The organism is Streptomyces sp. HUAS CB01 (genome assembly GCF_030406905.1).
Classification (GTDB): Bacteria; Actinomycetota; Actinomycetes; order Streptomycetales; family Streptomycetaceae; genus Streptomyces; species Streptomyces chengbuensis.
Genome location: NZ_CP129137.1, coordinates 6,087,723 through 6,102,414, shown reverse-complemented (window position 1 = coordinate 6,102,414; position 14,692 = coordinate 6,087,723). Strand labels below are relative to the sequence as shown.

The 14,692-nt window shown below is 74.6% G+C and carries 11 protein-coding genes; 8 read left to right on the top strand and 3 right to left on the bottom strand.

Annotated features, from left to right (window positions below; all coding sequences use genetic code 11):
* Window positions 1-444: 444 nt before the first annotated feature.
* The 5 genes from QRN89_RS26860 (at window position 445) to QRN89_RS26835 (ending at window position 7,104) form a co-directional block, all read left to right on the top strand.
* A complete protein-coding gene (locus QRN89_RS26860) occupies window positions 445-1,176 on the top strand; it encodes a peptidyl-tRNA hydrolase (protein WP_390701144.1) in 732 nt (243 codons plus the stop codon).
* A gap of 130 nt (window positions 1,177-1,306) precedes the next feature.
* Entirely contained in the window at window positions 1,307-2,086 is a 780-nt protein-coding gene (locus tag QRN89_RS26855) for a DUF4142 domain-containing protein (RefSeq protein WP_290353871.1), read from the top strand.
* Between the two features lie 242 nt (window positions 2,087-2,328).
* Complete coding sequence (locus QRN89_RS26850; RefSeq protein ID WP_290351950.1) at window positions 2,329-3,858, top strand: MbnB/TglH/ChrH family RiPP precursor modification enzyme; 1,530 nt, start codon at window positions 2,329-2,331, stop codon at window positions 3,856-3,858.
* Between the two features lie 6 nt (window positions 3,859-3,864).
* Window positions 3,865-4,923 (top strand): TIGR04222 domain-containing membrane protein, encoded by a 1,059-nt coding sequence (locus QRN89_RS26845; RefSeq protein ID WP_290351949.1) that lies wholly within the window; start codon window positions 3,865-3,867, stop codon window positions 4,921-4,923.
* A gap of 579 nt (window positions 4,924-5,502) precedes the next feature.
* A complete protein-coding gene (locus QRN89_RS26835; protein ID WP_290351948.1) occupies window positions 5,503-7,104 on the top strand; it encodes an alpha/beta hydrolase in 1,602 nt (533 codons plus the stop codon).
* Window positions 7,105-7,168: 64 nt separating this feature from the next.
* On the opposite strand, the gene hemQ is transcribed toward QRN89_RS26835, so the two are convergent.
* Entirely contained in the window at window positions 7,169-7,888 is a 720-nt protein-coding gene (hemQ, locus tag QRN89_RS26830) for a hydrogen peroxide-dependent heme synthase (protein ID WP_093651881.1), read from the bottom strand.
* A gap of 4 nt (window positions 7,889-7,892) precedes the next feature.
* Window positions 7,893-9,338 (bottom strand): protoporphyrinogen oxidase, encoded by a 1,446-nt coding sequence (hemG, locus tag QRN89_RS26825; RefSeq protein ID WP_290351945.1) that lies wholly within the window; start codon window positions 9,336-9,338, stop codon window positions 7,893-7,895.
* A 479-nt stretch (window positions 9,339-9,817) separates the two neighbouring features.
* On the opposite strand from hemG, the gene QRN89_RS26820 reads away from it, so the two are divergent.
* Together QRN89_RS26820 and QRN89_RS26815 are read left to right on the top strand one after the other, a co-directional pair.
* The gene (locus QRN89_RS26820; RefSeq protein WP_290351942.1) at window positions 9,818-10,750 is read left to right on the top strand and encodes a DUF4349 domain-containing protein; all 933 of its coding nucleotides are present in this window, start codon (window positions 9,818-9,820) and stop codon (window positions 10,748-10,750) included.
* A 28-nt stretch (window positions 10,751-10,778) separates the two neighbouring features.
* Window positions 10,779-12,149, top strand: a complete 1,371-nt coding sequence (locus QRN89_RS26815; RefSeq protein WP_290351940.1) for an FAD-dependent oxidoreductase — start codon at window positions 10,779-10,781, stop codon at window positions 12,147-12,149.
* A gap of 80 nt (window positions 12,150-12,229) precedes the next feature.
* Here QRN89_RS26815 and hemE read toward each other — a convergent pair whose 3' ends face one another.
* A complete protein-coding gene (hemE, locus tag QRN89_RS26810; RefSeq protein ID WP_290351939.1) occupies window positions 12,230-13,342 on the bottom strand; it encodes a uroporphyrinogen decarboxylase in 1,113 nt (370 codons plus the stop codon).
* 90 nt (window positions 13,343-13,432) lie between these two features.
* Here hemE and QRN89_RS26805 point away from each other — a divergent pair, with 90 nt between their 5' ends.
* Entirely contained in the window at window positions 13,433-14,098 is a 666-nt protein-coding gene (locus tag QRN89_RS26805; protein WP_290351938.1) for a DUF3000 domain-containing protein, read from the top strand.
* The last annotated feature ends 594 nt before the right edge of the window (window positions 14,099-14,692 follow it).

The following is a 14,692-nucleotide window of genomic DNA, read 5'->3' as shown; positions in this document are numbered from 1 at the left end:
GGGTGCGCCCGGGCGTGGCGCAAGAGGGGTGTGAGCAGTGCGTTCGCGCCGGTCCGGCGGCTGCGCCGGACCGGGTGGGTCGTGGGTGCGGCCGGCCGGAGCAGGCTGTCCGCTGGGCCTCCCGCCATTCGCAGACGGGGCAGAGCGTGGCGCCCTTCACGGACCCGGGGTACTCCGTCGGCTCCCCGCACAGCGCACAGTCGGCGAAAGGCCCGCCGTCCTGCCCGGGGGCGGGCCGGGCCGTGGCGGCCGCGGGCTCGCAGTACGCGGAGTTCTCGTCCACGCCCGGGAGCCTGTTCGCCGTGGCCGAAGCGCGACCGACCGGCCGAGGGGGGCCGCCGCCCGTCCGCCTCGCGTCCGGGGCCGTCAGCCCGCCGTCCGCCTTCGCTCCGGGCGGGGGCCCGGGCCCCCGGACCGCTCCCCGTCGGCTGGCAGACTGTGCGGGTGAACAGCACCGACAGTCCCAGCAGCACCGACGGCACCGACAGTCCCTTCCGTCAGGAGCCGACGCCGCGCGACGAGGCCCCCCAGTTCGTCCTGCCGCTCGTGGTCAGGATCGAGAGGAACGCTCCGCCGTCCCGCACCGACGCGCTGGAGACCGCCGCCCGCGCGGTCGTGGTGATGCTCTCCGACGAGCGGTCGTCCGGCGACGGCGAGTGGGCAGCGCGCGTACGGGACTGGCAGGACGCCCGGATCCGCAAGGTGGTGCGCCGGGCTCGCGGCGCGGAGTGGCGCAAGGCGTCGGAGCTGCCCGGGATCACGGTGACCGGGGGCGGGGCCGAGGTACGGGTGTTCCCGCCGGTGCCGCTCGACGGCTGGCCCAGGGAACTGTCGAAGCTCCAGGTGTCGGGCACGGAACTGGAGGACCCCGAGGAGCCCTCCGGCGACGTCGCCCCCGGCCACGCCCTGATCTGGCTCAACCCGGAACTGCGCATGTCGACGGGCAAGGAGATGGCCCAGGTCGGGCACGGGGCCCAACTGCTGTGGTGGGACATGGACGAGGCCGAACGTACGGCGTGGCGTGACGCCGGTTTCCCGCTGGCCGTCCGGACCGCCGCCGACGACCGCTGGACCGAACTCGCCGCGAGCGGGCTGCCGACGGTCCGGGATGCCGGTTTCACGGAGATCGCCCCCGGCTCCGTGACGGTCGTCGCCGATCACCCCGTACGGGATTGAGAACTTTCCGTTCAGGGCTGAACGCATCCGCTCCCCGATACGTACCTCCCAGTACTGCCAAGCAGTTCGAATCGCGGGTTCCGTAGCCGGCGATTCCGCGGTACGCACATCGGATCGGGAGGCACACTTGCTGCGTCGCGTCAACGGGACAGCTCTCATCATCGCGGCTCTGGTCGCCACAGTGGGCGCACTCGCTTTCCCCGTATGGTCCTACGCCGACCGGTCCGGAACAGGCCAGGCCAATCTGAACGCCTCGTCCGTGGCGACGCAGTGGGGTCCGCTGTCGGCCACCGACCGCGACTTCCTGGTGAAGGTGCGGCTGGCCGGCCTGTGGGAGCTGCCCGCCGGTCAGCAGGCGATCGAGCGCGCCCCGACCCAGGCGATCAAGGACGCGGGCGACCACCTCGTCGTCGGCCACACCGACCTCGACGTGCGCGCGCGCGACGTGGCCGCGAAGCTCGGCGTGGAGCTGCCGAACCAGCCCAACGAGCAGCAGCAGGGCTGGCTGAGAGAGCTGTCGGCGGCGAGCGGCCGCGAGTACGAGTACAAGTTCGCGAACCTGCTGCGCAACGCGCACGGGAAGGTGTTCTCCCTGGTGGCCCAGGTCCGGCACACCACGCGCAACACCCTGATACGTCAGCTCGCGAGCGACGCGAACCAGACCGTGCTCGACCACATCACGATGCTGGAGAACACCGGCATGGTCGACTTCGACGCGATCGCCAACGAGGCCGCCGGCGGTGCCACGGCCAGCCCCACCGGCCCGCCGCCCCCGGACGGCAACCTGCCGCCGGCACCGACCCCGGCCGTGCCGTCGGGCCAGTCCGAGACCACCTCGCGTCCCTCCACCCAGCCCGGGCCGCCGACGGCGATCAACACCAACCGCCCGGCCCCGGGGGCGAGCAACTGACGCCGTGACCGAGCCGGGTTCCGGGGCCGGGTGGCCCGGGAACCCGGCTTCCGCGCGTCCGGCGTCGGCGCCGGGAACCGTGGCCGCCCCGGCGGGCGGCACCCGCAGTGCGGCCCCGGCAGCAGGCACCGGGTCCCGCACCAGGGGCCGGAACCTCAAATGAAGCTCTGAACGTCCCCTCCTCTGGATTGGGCAGGGTCCCACGGGGCCATGACCCCTGCACACGCAGAGGAGGGGGACCCATGAAGCAGCTCGACAGGCTCGGAACCGGTATCGGCTGGCGCCCGGAGATCGCCGCTGCCGTGGAGCGGCTCCCCGGTCTCGACTGGGTCGAGGTCGTCGCGGAGAACGTCTGCCCCGGCCATCTTCCCGACTCGATCGGGCGGCTGAGGGAGCGGGGCGTCACGGTCGTCCCGCACGGCGTCTCACTCGGGCTCGGCGGGGCGGAACGGCCGGACGCGCGCCGGCTGGCCGATCTGGCCGGACGCGTCGAGGCCCTGGGGGCGCCGCTCGTCACCGAGCACATCGCGTTCGTCCGCGCCGGCGGCGCCCTCACCGCCTCGCCCGGGCTCGAGGCCGGGCACCTGCTTCCCGTACCGCGCACCCGGGACGCGCTGGACGTCCTCTGCGAGAACGTCCGCATCGCCCAGGACAGTCTGCCGGTGCCGCTCGCCCTGGAGAACATCGCCGCCCTGATCTCCTGGCCCGGCGAGGAGATGACGGAGGGCCAGTTCCTGGCGGAGCTCGTCGAGCGCACCGGGGTGCGGCTGCTGATCGACGTCGCCAATCTGCACACCAACCACGTCAACCGCGGCGAGGACCCGGTCAGGGCCCTCGACGAACTGCCCGTCGAGGCGATCGCGTACGTCCATGTCGCCGGCGGTCTGGAGCGGGACGGCGTCTGGCACGACACCCACGCCCACCCCGTGCCGCGGGCGGTGCTCGACATCCTCGCCGAGCTGCGCTCGCGCACCGATCCGCCCGGCGTGCTGCTGGAGCGCGACGACGACTTCCCGCCCGAGGAGGAGCTGGCGGCGGAACTGGAGACGATCCGCGCGACCGTCGCCGCCCCCGTGCGGCGAACGCCCGCTGCTCAGGCGCGGGGCACCCGGGGAACGGGTACGGACGTGGTGCGCGAGGCAGACGTGGCGCCCGCGACGCCCGGGAACGGGACGGTGTCCGAGGCGGTGACGGTGTCCGAGGCGGCGACAGTCTCGGCGACGGCAACGGTCTCGGCGCCTGCGCCTGCGCCTGCGCCTGCGCCTGCGCCTGCGACGGCACACGAGTCGGCGCGCCCTGCCGTGCCGGCGCCCGCCGCCCCGTCCCCCGCAGCCCCCTCGGCACCGGGCCAGGGCCCCGAGCTGCCCGCGCGCCAGCGGCTCGGGCTCGCCCAGGCCGCGTTGCTGTCCGCACTGGTCGCGGGGACGCCCGCGCCGGAGGGTTTCGACGCCCGGCGCCTGAGGGTGCAGATCCGGGCACTGGCCGCCAAGCGGGCCGACGTGGTCGCCAAGGTGGCGCCCGAGCTGCCGGAGATCCTCGGCGCCGGCTACCGGCCCGCGTACCTCGACTACGCCAAGTCCCGCCCGATGCAGGACGGTTACCGCCGGGACGCGCTGGACTTCGCCGAGCACCTGCTCGTCGCGGGGCGGCCGGAGGACCCGGTCGCACGCCGGCGGCTCACCCACTGGTGGCAGGACCGGGCGGCGCCCCGCCCACCGCGCCGCGCCACCCGCTTCGTCCGCGCGGCCCGTGCCGCGCTCGTCAGGGGGTGAACCCGGATGCTGATGAACGTACTCGCCGTCGCCGCGTACCTCGCCGTGGGCGTCTCCTCGGCCGTGCTGGTCAAAGGGTTGGCACGGGCGCGGCGCGGGCACGGCCCCGGTGGTCCGGTGCACGACCTCACGGAGGCCGCGTTCCTCAACGGCGGGCCGGCCAGGGCCGTCGACGCCGCGCTGACCGCGATGGTGACGGACGGGCGGCTGATGGTCGGAGGGCCGGGCATCGTCGCCGTCCGTCAGCCCGTCGCCCGCGACCACGTCGAACGCGCGATCCTGGACGAGCTGACCCGTGCGCCGAGCGGCGCCCTGGACCAACTCCGGCTCGCGGTGATGCGCAATCCCGCCGTACAGGAGATCGGCGACGGACTCGCGGCGCGGGGACTGATGGTCGCACCCGGCGACGTCCGGCGCTGGAGGAAGTGGGCGACCCGGCAGGTCGTGCTGTCGCTGGTGCTGCTGCCGGTCTCCTTCGTCGCCACCTTCATGCAGTACGCGTTCCACGAGGGCTTCGCCGACATGCCCTTCCCGTTCGTCGTCAAGGTCCTTCCCGCGTGCTTCGCGGGCGTGGTCGTCGCGGCGGTCTGCTCGTCCCGGGCCCGCAGCCGGGTCACCGCGGCCGGACACCGTGCGGCGGCGGACTACCGGGCCGCGCACGTCCACCGCACCGACGCCGGCCATCTGGTGACGTTCGGCGGACTGCGCGCCGTGCCCGACCCCGTGCTCCAGGAGCAGTTGATCGCGGCGGCCCGGCTGGTGCGCACCGCCGGCCGGGGGCGGCCCTCCCGCACCGGTACCCGTGCCGGTGGCGGCCACAGCGGTACGGCCGACACCGCTGCGTACGTCCCCCTCGCCGTGTGGTGCGCGGCCTCGACCGGTGACTCGGGCGGTGCGGGCGGCGGAGGCTGCGGCGGGGCCGGTGGCAGTTCCTGCGGCTCGGCCGGTGGTTGCAGCTCCGGCTGCGGCGGATCGTCCGGCGGTGGCTCGAGTTGCGGGGGCGGTTCGGGCGGTGGGTCGAGCTGCGGCGGAGGGTCCGGCTGCGGTGGAGGCGGTTCGACCTGACGGCCGCTCCTGCGGGGGCCGCGGCACGACAGCACGTGGCACCGGACGCACCGGTCCACTGGTCCGCATCGTGGCTCCACCCACGGGTAGACGCGCGGGGTCTCCTGCGGTCGTGGCTGGGCGGCGTCGCAGCGGACCAGCCCGGTCCTGTTGGGAACGTTCGTCGCGCCAACGTGGACTGCGTCGGCCGCGAAGGCGCACGCCGTGCATGCGAACTTCGCTCGAGTGACACGGAGAACGAGCAGCGGCCCTGACGCTCCCGGTCGACGGCACGGATCTCCTGGAGCTGTGCGGACCGGTCCCCGTACGTGATGCTCGTCCACGAGACGTGCCGGTAGGCGTCCCCGCGCTGCACGCCGCGCTCGACCACCGACGGCGGCCGGCCCGGCACGCCTGAGCACGGCACCGGCCGCCCGGCACCCGGCACCGACGACGGACAACGGACGTGTGACGCCTGACGTGTGAAACATTACGCGTGCCGCAAAAGGGTCATTGGGCGCGACACCCGAACAAGATCCTTTACAAAGTCCGGTGTTCTGGTGACCTTCGAGCCACGACCGGTGGTGCGAAGGGAACGCGATGAGAGCAGCAGCCCTGTACGGAGCATCCGGCTCCCTGATCCTGTCGGCCCTCGCGGCGGCCCCCGCCGCGAGCACCTCCCCGTCCCCGTACGGCACCCCGGAGGACCGCGGCACCGTCGTGGCCGCCGCCCGTGCCGTGGCCGCCGGAGTCACGTTCGGCGCCTGCCCCGCGGAGGAGGAACTGCCGCCGACCGTCGAGTGCGCCGCGGTCCGGGTCCCTCTCGACTACGCCGACCCCTGGGGCCGGCAGATCGGTCTCGCGGTAAGCCGGGTGAAGGCGACGGGCGGGCCGGCGGCGCGCCAGGGCGCCCTCCTGTACAACCCCGGTGGCCCCGGCGGTTCCGGCATGTACTTCCCCGCGCTCGCCAAGGAGCCCGAGTGGAAACGCATCGCGGAGGCGTACGACATGGTGGGCTACGCGCCGCGCGGTGTGGGCCGGTCCGCGCCGATCTCCTGCGAGCACCCGGTGGCGTTCACCAAGGGCCCCACCGCCGCCCCCGTCCATCCCTCGGCCGCGGAGAAGCGGGAGGGCATCGCGCGGGCGCGGGCGTACGCGCGCGGCTGCGCCCGCAACGCCGGCCCCGCGCTGCGGCACTACCACTCCCTCAACAACGTCCGTGATCTGGAAGTGCTGCGGGCGGCGCTCGGCGAGCGGCAGCTCACCTTCCTGGGCGCCTCCTACGGCACCTACCTGGGCGCCCTGTACGCGATGATGTTCCCCGAGCGCGTGCGGCGCATGGTGCTCGACTCCCCCGTCGACCCGGACCCGGCGAAGGTCTGGTACCGCAGCAACCTGGAGCAGTCGCTCGCGTTCGAGAGCAGGTGGGCGGACTTCCGCGCCTGGGTCGCCCGGCACCACGCCACGTACGGCCTCGGTACAACACCCGAGCAGGTGCAGGGCAGTTACGACCGCGCCCGCGGCCTGCTCGCGAGGGAACCGGCGGACGGTACGGTCGGCCCGGGCCAGCTGCAGTCGGCGTTCACCCGGGCCATCTACAACGACTTGTACTGGCCGCGCCGCGCCCTCGCGCTGTCGGCGTATCTGAGGGGCGATCCGCGGCAGCTCGTCAAGCAGGCCGGGCCCCGCGCCGCGGCGGCCGCGGAGGAGGAGAACGGCAACGCCGTCTACACGGCCGTGCAGTGCAACGACGCGCCGTGGCCGGTCGACTGGGCGGTGTGGGACCGGGACAACACGGCGCTTGCCCGGCGGGCGCCGTTCGAGACCTGGGCGAACGTCTGGATGAACCTGCCGTGCGCGTACTGGCAGCCGCCGCGGCAGCGGCCGGTCGACGTGCGCACGGGGCCGGGCGACGTGCCGCCGCTGCTGATCCTCGCGGCCGAGCGGGACGCGGCCACGCCGTACGCGGGTGCGCTGAGGCTGCAGGAGCGCCTCGCGGGTTCGGTGCTGGTCACGGAGCGGGGTGCGGGGACGCACGGCATCTCGGGCGGCGACAACACCTGCGTCAACAGACACATGGAGGAGTACCTGCTCACCGGCAGGACGCCGGTGCGGCGCGCTTCGTGCGCGCCGCACCCGCAGCCGGACCCGGTGTCGCTGGACCAGCGGGCGGTCGAGCGCGTGCTGCCGCCGGCTGTCTGATCTTCCGGGTCAAAGGGAGGCGGGCCGCCCGTGCGGGGGCCCGCCTCCAGGTCGTTCGCGGCCGTCAGGCCAGACCGGCCACCAAGTCCGCGACGCTCTTGCGGCGCCCGGTGAAGAAGGGAACCTCCTCGCGGACGTGCATCCGGGCCTCGGAGGCACGGAGATGCCGCATGAGGTCGACGATCCGGTACAGCTCGTCGGCCTCGAAGGCGAGCAGCCACTCGTAGTCGCCGAGGGAGAAGGAGGCGACCGTGTTGGCGCGCACGTCCGGGTATCCGCGGGCCATCTTGCCGTGGTCGGCCAGCATGCGGCGGCGGTCCTCGTCGGGCAGCAGGTACCAGTCGTACGAGCGCACGAACGGGTAGACCGAGACGTAGTTGCGCGGCGTCTCGTCGGCGAGGAAGGCCGGGATGTGCGACTTGTTGAACTCGGCGGGGCGGTGCAGCGCCATGTTCGACCAGACCGGCTCCAGCGCACGGCCGAGGCGGGTGCGGCGGAAGAGGTTGTACGCCTCCTGGAGCTGGTCCGCGGTCTCGGCGTGCCACCAGATCATCAGGTCGGCGTCGGCGCGCAGACCGGACAGGTCGTACGTGCCACGGACGGTGACGTCCTTGGCCGCGAGCTGGTCGAACAGTTCCTGGACCTCGCCTGCGTACCCGGCGCGGTCCGCGTCCTGCGGCAGCACGTCCCGCAGCTTGAAGACGGACCACAGGGTGTAGCGGATGACCTCGTTGAGGTCCTTCGCCTTCTTACCGGCGTTCGGGATCTTTTCGGGCGCACTCATAGGGCTATTCTCGCCCGTCACGGACAGTGCCCTGCACCAGGGGGGCCGTGGCGATGATCTCGTCGGCCGCGCGCTGTCCGCTGCCGATGCAGGCGGGGATGCCCACGCCGTCGTACGCCGCACCGCAGATACGCAGCCCGGGCAGTGCGGCCACGGCGTCCCGGATGCGGGCGACCCGGCCGAGGTGCCCGACGGGGTACTGCGGGAGTCCGCCGATCCATCGGGTGACCTCGGTGGCGACGGGACGCGCGGAGAGTCCGGTGGCCTCGGCGAGGTCCTTCAGGGAGACGGCGACGAGGTCGTCGTCCTCCCGGTCGAGCTGTTCCTCCTCGCCGTAGCGGCCGACGGACGTGCGCAGCAGGAACAGCCCGGGGGCGCCGTCGGCGACCCAGGCCCACTTCCGGGCGGAGAACGTGGACGCCTTGATCGTGCGGCCGTCGACCGGGGGTACGAGGAAACCGGAGCCGGCGGGCAGCGCGTCCGTGTCGGCACTGCGGAACGCGAGGGTGACGAGGGCCATGGACGCGTACTCGACGCCGGCGAGTTCGGCGGAGGCGGCGGGTGCCGCGTCGGCGAGCAGCGCGGAGGCCGACCAGGCGGGGGTGGCGAGGACGATGCCGTCCGCGGTGAGCTCCCGCTCGTCGGTGCGGATCCGCCAGCCGTCGGTGCCGCGGGTCAGGCCCAGGACGGGCGTCCCCGTGAGCACCTCGCCGCCGGCGGCCCGGACGGCGTCGGCGACGGCGGGCGGGAGGGTGCCGATGCCGCCGTCGATGCCCATGAACACGGGGCCGGTCTCCTGGCGCTCGGCGGCCCGGCGCTGCACCTCGCGGACACCGTCCAGCAGGCTGCCGCCGGCGGCCCTGGCCGCGTCGAAGAGGGCGGGGACGGCGGCCCGCATGGAGATGCGGTAGGCGTCGCCCGCGTACACGCCGCCGAGCAGGGGCTCGACGAGCCGGTCGACGACCTCGCGGCCGAGGCGTTCGGCGACGAACCCGCCGACGGCGACGTCCTCCCCCAGTTCGGCGGGGGGCAGTTCGCGCTCCCGGCCGATCCTGGCGACGCCCTCGGCGGACAGCAGTCCCGACAGGGCCCCGGGGTTGCCGGGGACGCCCATCACATGGCCCTGGGGCATGGGCCGCAGGGCGTCGCGGGTCCATACGGAGGCGGTGGTGGTGGCGGGTGCCTGCAGCCGGTCGCCGAGCCCGACGGCGCGCGCGAGGGCGACCGCCTCGGGCCTGCGGGCGAGCATCGACTCGGCGCCCAGGTCGACGGGGGCTCCGGCGATCTCGCCGGACCGGAGTTTGCCGCCGAGCCGGTCGGTGGCCTCCAGCAGGGTGACCCGTACGCCGGACACGGCCAGCCGGTGCGCCGCCGCGAGGCCGGCGATCCCGCCGCCGATGACGACGACGCGGCCGGTGCGGGCGTGGGGGTGCTCGGACGTGGGCAGCATGCCTCCACTCTCTCAAACCGCCCAGGGCCGGACGGCATCGGCTCGGTCGCCCTGGCGGGCCGGTGACGGGCGTCGGTGGGGGGACGGTCCCGCGCCCTGCCCGTGCCGTCCCGACCCGTCCGGTGCCCTGCCCGTGCCGTCCCGACCGTCGCGAGCCGTCCCGCGCCCTGCCCGTGCCGATCCTGTCCCCCGTGCGCCCGTGGCGCTCGCCGTCGCGTCCCCTGCCCGTACCGCGTGCCGGGGGGCCGTGGCCGCGGACCGCCCGCCGTGAGCCGTGCCCCGCCGCGGACCGCCCGCCGTGAACCGTGCCCCGCCGTGAGCCGGCCGCCGTGAGCCGTGCCCCGCCGTGAACCGCCCGCCGTGAACCGTGCCGTAACGAGTCCCTACCGTGACCGCTTCGGAATCGGGACGAAGCAACCCCGTTCCGCGGTCGCACGTCGAACCGGCACCGATACACCGCATCCCTTGGGGGGACCGATATGCGTGCACGGCACAAACTCACGGCGGTACTTCTCCTGGCCTCACTCGCACTCGCCGGCTGCGGCGCCTCCGACAGCAAGTCCGCGAGCGCCGACCGGGCCGCCGTGGACGAAGCGGCGAAGGGCGGCGCGCCGGAGGCCGCGGCCGGAGCGGCGGGTCCGAAGGCCGGTGCGCCGGCCTCGCCCGGCCGGCAGCTGCCGGCAGCCACCCACATCATCAGGACGGCCGAGGTGGCCGTGCAGGTGAAGGACGCCACCCGCACGCTCGCGGAGGTCCGTGCCGTCGTCGAGGGCTCCGGGGGGCACGTCGCCAACGAGTCCACGGAGCGGGTCGACAGGACCCATGTCGAGTCCACGGTGGTGCTGCGGGTGCCGCAGGACCAGTACGCGTCGGTCCTGGCCCGCCTCGCGGGCACCGGGAAGCTGCTGTCCCGCAAGGCGGACGCCAAGGACGTCACCGATCAGGTCGTCGACGTGGAGAGCAGGGTCGCGACGCAGCGGGCGAGCGTGGCGCGGGTGCGGGCGTTGATGGACCGGGCGACGAAGCTCTCCGACGTGGTCACGCTGGAGGGCGAGCTGAGCAGGCGTCAGGCCGAGCTGGAGTCCCTGCTGTCCCGCCAGGCGTCGCTGAAGGACCGGACGACGATGGCGACGATCACGCTGCGGCTGTCGGAGCCCGAGAAGCGGGAAGGGCCGCGGGAGGAGGACGACCCGGGCTTCGTGGACGCGCTGTCGGGCGGCTGGAACGCGCTGGTGACGACCGCGCGGTGGATCGGGGTGGTGGTGGCCGCGGTGTTCCCGTTCGGTGCCGCGCTCGCGGTGCTGTACGTGGTGTGGCGGTGGCTGGTCCGGCCGCTGCGGGAGCGGCCGGCGGCCCGGCGGTCCGGTGCCGACCCTGCACCGGCACCGGCGCCCGCCCCCGGGCAGGACTGAACGGTCGGCCCCCCGTAGCGTGTTCCGTATGGAACGCATGGTGGTCATCGGCGGCGACGCGGCGGGGATGTCCGCCGCGTCGCAGGCGCGCAGGCTCAGGGCTCCCGGGGAGCTGGAGATCGTCGCCTTCGAGCGGTCCCACTTCGCGTCGTACTCGGCGTGCGGCATCCCGTACTGGGTCGGCGGCGACGTGGGTCGCCGCGACGCGCTCGTCGCACGCACGCCGCAGGAGCACCGGAAGCGCGGCATCGACCTGCGCACGCGCACGGAGGTCGTCGAGCTCGACGTCCCGGGGCGGCGCGTACGGGCCCGGGACCTGGAGTCGGGCTCGGAGTCGTGGACGGCCTACGACAAGCTCGTCATCGCGACCGGCGCGCGGCCCGTGCGGCCGCGGCTGCCCGGGATCGACGCGCGGGGCGTGCACGGAGTGCAGACCCTCGACGACGGACAGGCGCTGCTGGACACGCTGGCGGGGCTGGAGGGCCGTCGCGCCGTGGTGGTGGGCGCGGGCTACATCGGCGTGGAGATGGCCGAGGCGCTGCTGAAGCGCGGCTTCGAGGTCACCGTCGTCAACCGGGGCCGGCAGCCCATGGCGACGCTGGATCCGGACATGGGCCGCCTGGTGCACGAGGCGATGGACGGCCTGGGGATCACCACGGTGAACGACGCGGAGGTCACCAAGATCCTCACGGGCCCGGACGGCCGGGTCCGCGCGGTCGCCACGGAGGACGGGGAGTTCCCTGCCGACGTGGTGGTGCTCGGCATCGGCGTCGAGCCCGAGACGGCGCTGGCACGCGCGGCGGGTCTCCCGCTCGGGACGCACGGCGGGCTGCTCACCGATCTGTCGATGCGCGTGCGCGGGTACGACGACGTCTGGGCGGGCGGCGACTGCGTCGAGGTCCTCGACCTGGTCTCGGGCCGCGAGCGGCACATCCCCCTCGGGACCCACGCCAACAAGCACGGCCAGATCATCGGCGCGGGCGTCGGCGGCGGCTACGCCACCTTCCCCGGGGTGGTGGGCACCGCGGTGAGCAAGGTCTGCGACCTGGAGATCGCCCGCACGGGCCTGCTGGAGAAGGAGGCCCTGGCGGTGGGCCTGCGCTTCGTGACGGTCACGGTCGAGTCGACCAGCCGTGCGGGCTACTACCCGGACGCTGCGCCGATGACGGTCAAGATGCTCGCCGAGCGGCGTACGGGCCGGCTCCTCGGCGTCCAGATCGTCGGACGCGAGGGCGCGGGCAAGCGCGTGGACGTCGCGGCCGTCGCACTCACCGCCGGTATGACGGTGGAGCGGATGACGGCCCTGGACCTGGGCTACGCCCCGCCCTTCTCCCCCGTCTGGGACCCGGTGCTGGTGGCGGCGCGCAAGGCGACGGCGGCGGTGGTGAAGGCGGGCTGACGCCCCGTGGGGGCGGCGCCGGGTGACGGCGCCGGCACCGCCGGGGCGGGGCCGTGGCCGTCACCGCCCGGGCGCTGGGGTCAGCGCGCCGTCCGGGTGTGGACGTACTCCACGAGGCGGGTCAGGGCGTCGGGGTCGGTGGTGGGCAGGACGCCGTGGCCGAGGTTGAAGACATGGCCCTCCAGGCCCCGCGCCGCGTCCAGGACCTCGCGGGTCTTGGCCTCGACGGCCTCCCGGGTGGAGAACAGCACCGCCGGGTCCAGGTTGCCCTGGAGCGCCTTGCCGGGCCCGACCCTGCGGGCGGCCTCGTCGAGCGGTACGCGCCAGTCGACGCCGACGACGTCCGCGCCGGCCTCCCCCATCAGGCCGAGCAGTTCGCCCGTCCCGACGCCGAAGTGGATGCGCGGCACGCCGTACCCCTCGACCGCGGCGAACACCTTCGCGGAGGCGGGCATGACCGAGCGGCGGTAGTCCGCGGGGGACAGCGCGCCGACCCAGGAGTCGAAGAGCTGCACGGCGGAGGCGCCGGCCTCGATCTGCACCTTCAGGAAGGCCGCGGTGATCTCGGCGAGCCGGTCGAGCAGGTCGGCCCACAGCTGCGGGTCGCCGTACATCAGCGCCTTGGTGTGCTCGTGGTTGCGGGACGGCCCGCCCTCGACGAGGTAGCTGGCGAGGGTGAACGGGGCGCCGGCGAAACCGATGAGCGGCGTGGCGCCGAGCTCGCCGGTGAGCATCCCGATCGCCTCGGTGACGTACGCGACGTCCTCGGGGGTCAGGTCGCGCAGCCGGGCGAGGTCCTCGCGGCGGCGGATCGGCTCGGCGACGACGGGGCCGACGCCGGGCTTGATGTCGAGGTCGATGCCGATGGCCTTGAGCGGCACGACGATGTCGCTGAAGTAGATCGCGGCGTCCACCTTGTGGCGGCGTACCGGCTGCAGCGTGATCTCGGTGACGAGCTCGGGCCGCATGCACGACTCCAGCATCGGGACGCCCTCGCGCACCTTCAGGTACTCGGGCAGCGACCGCCCCGCCTGCCGCATGAACCACACGGGCGTGTGCGGCACGGGTTCGCGCCGGCATGCCTTCAGGAAGGCGGAATCGCGGAGGGCGTCGGTCGTCGGCTGCTGGCCCGCGGACGGGGCGTCCCCGGCGGGGGCGGTGCTCCGAGCCGGGGGAAGGTCGTTGGCGCTCACGCCCAGAATCTTCGCATGTGCGGGCAAGGAGCGTGCGCGGGTGGGTGTCCCTCCCTGCGCCGGGCCCGCGTTCCGCCTACTCTTCCCCGCATGGCTGCGGCTCAGGGACAGTTCTCCGATCCATCCGACGGCGCCGAGGGCACGGACGACGCCGAGCGGAACTCCGTGCCGCGGGCGTTCCGGCTCGCGGTCGACGCGCTGTGCGGGGCACGGTTGCGGCCGGGGATCGAGGTGGACCCCGCACGGCCGCCGCAGCGCCTCGCGCCGCACGCGTACGCCCTGGAGGCGGCCGTCGTCGACGACGGCGAGGACCTCGCGGACGGCCGGCTCGTCCTGCTGCACGACCCCGCGGGCCACGAGGCGTGGCAGGGCACGTTCCGCCTGGTGACGCTGGTGCGCGCCGAACTGGAACCGGAGATGGCGGCCGACCCGCTGCTGCCGGAGGTGTGCTGGTCGTGGCTGACGGGCGCGCTGGAGGCGCGGAACCTCTCGTACGGGGAGCCGAGCGGCACCGTCACCCGGGCGGGGTCTCACTACTTCGGAGGACTCGCGGACCGGCGACCTGCGACGCAGATCGAGATCCGGGCGTCCTGGACGCCCCGTGAGGGCCGCGACGGGGCCCCGGACACCGCGGCGCACCTCGCGGCCTGGTGCGACCTGCTCTGCCAGATCGCGGGCCTGCCGCCCGCGGGCCCGGAAGGCACGGCGGCGGGCGTCGTCACGCTGCCGCAGCGCAGGGGCCCGCACGCGCCGTAGCGTCCGGCGGCACGGGGGACGACGGAAGGACGCGGAGGGCCACGGAAGGACGCCGAGGGCACGGGGACGCGGAAGGGCCCGGTACCGTGCCGGGGCCTCCGGAACGGGCGAGGCGGAGTGCGGCGAGGCGAGCGCGGCGACGCGAGGCGCAACCGGCGCGGCACGTCGGACGGCGCGGCACGTCGGACGGCGGAGGCCGAACCGGCGCGGTGCGAGCGGGAGCCGGGGCCGGACGTCGGGTGCCGGAGACCGAACCGGCGCGGTGCGAGCGGGAGCCGGGACCGGACGTCGGGTGCCGGAGACCGAACCGGCGCGGTGCGAGCGGGAGCCGGGGCCGGACGTCGGGTGCCGGACGGGCCCGGCCACCGGGGTGGGGGTACGCGCCGCGGGTGTGGCGGACGCAGCCGCAGCGGCCGGGTCGGCGGCGACGCGCGGCGGACGCCTCGGGCGTCTCCGGGGCCGTTCGCCCGGGGCGGCGCCGGCCGGTGCCGGCCGCGGACCGGGACCGTGGAGAGGGCGCCGGGATGTCCGGACGGAGTCACAGCATGATCGATCACGCGTCCTAATTGCCGGAATTGTTACTCACCAAATCGT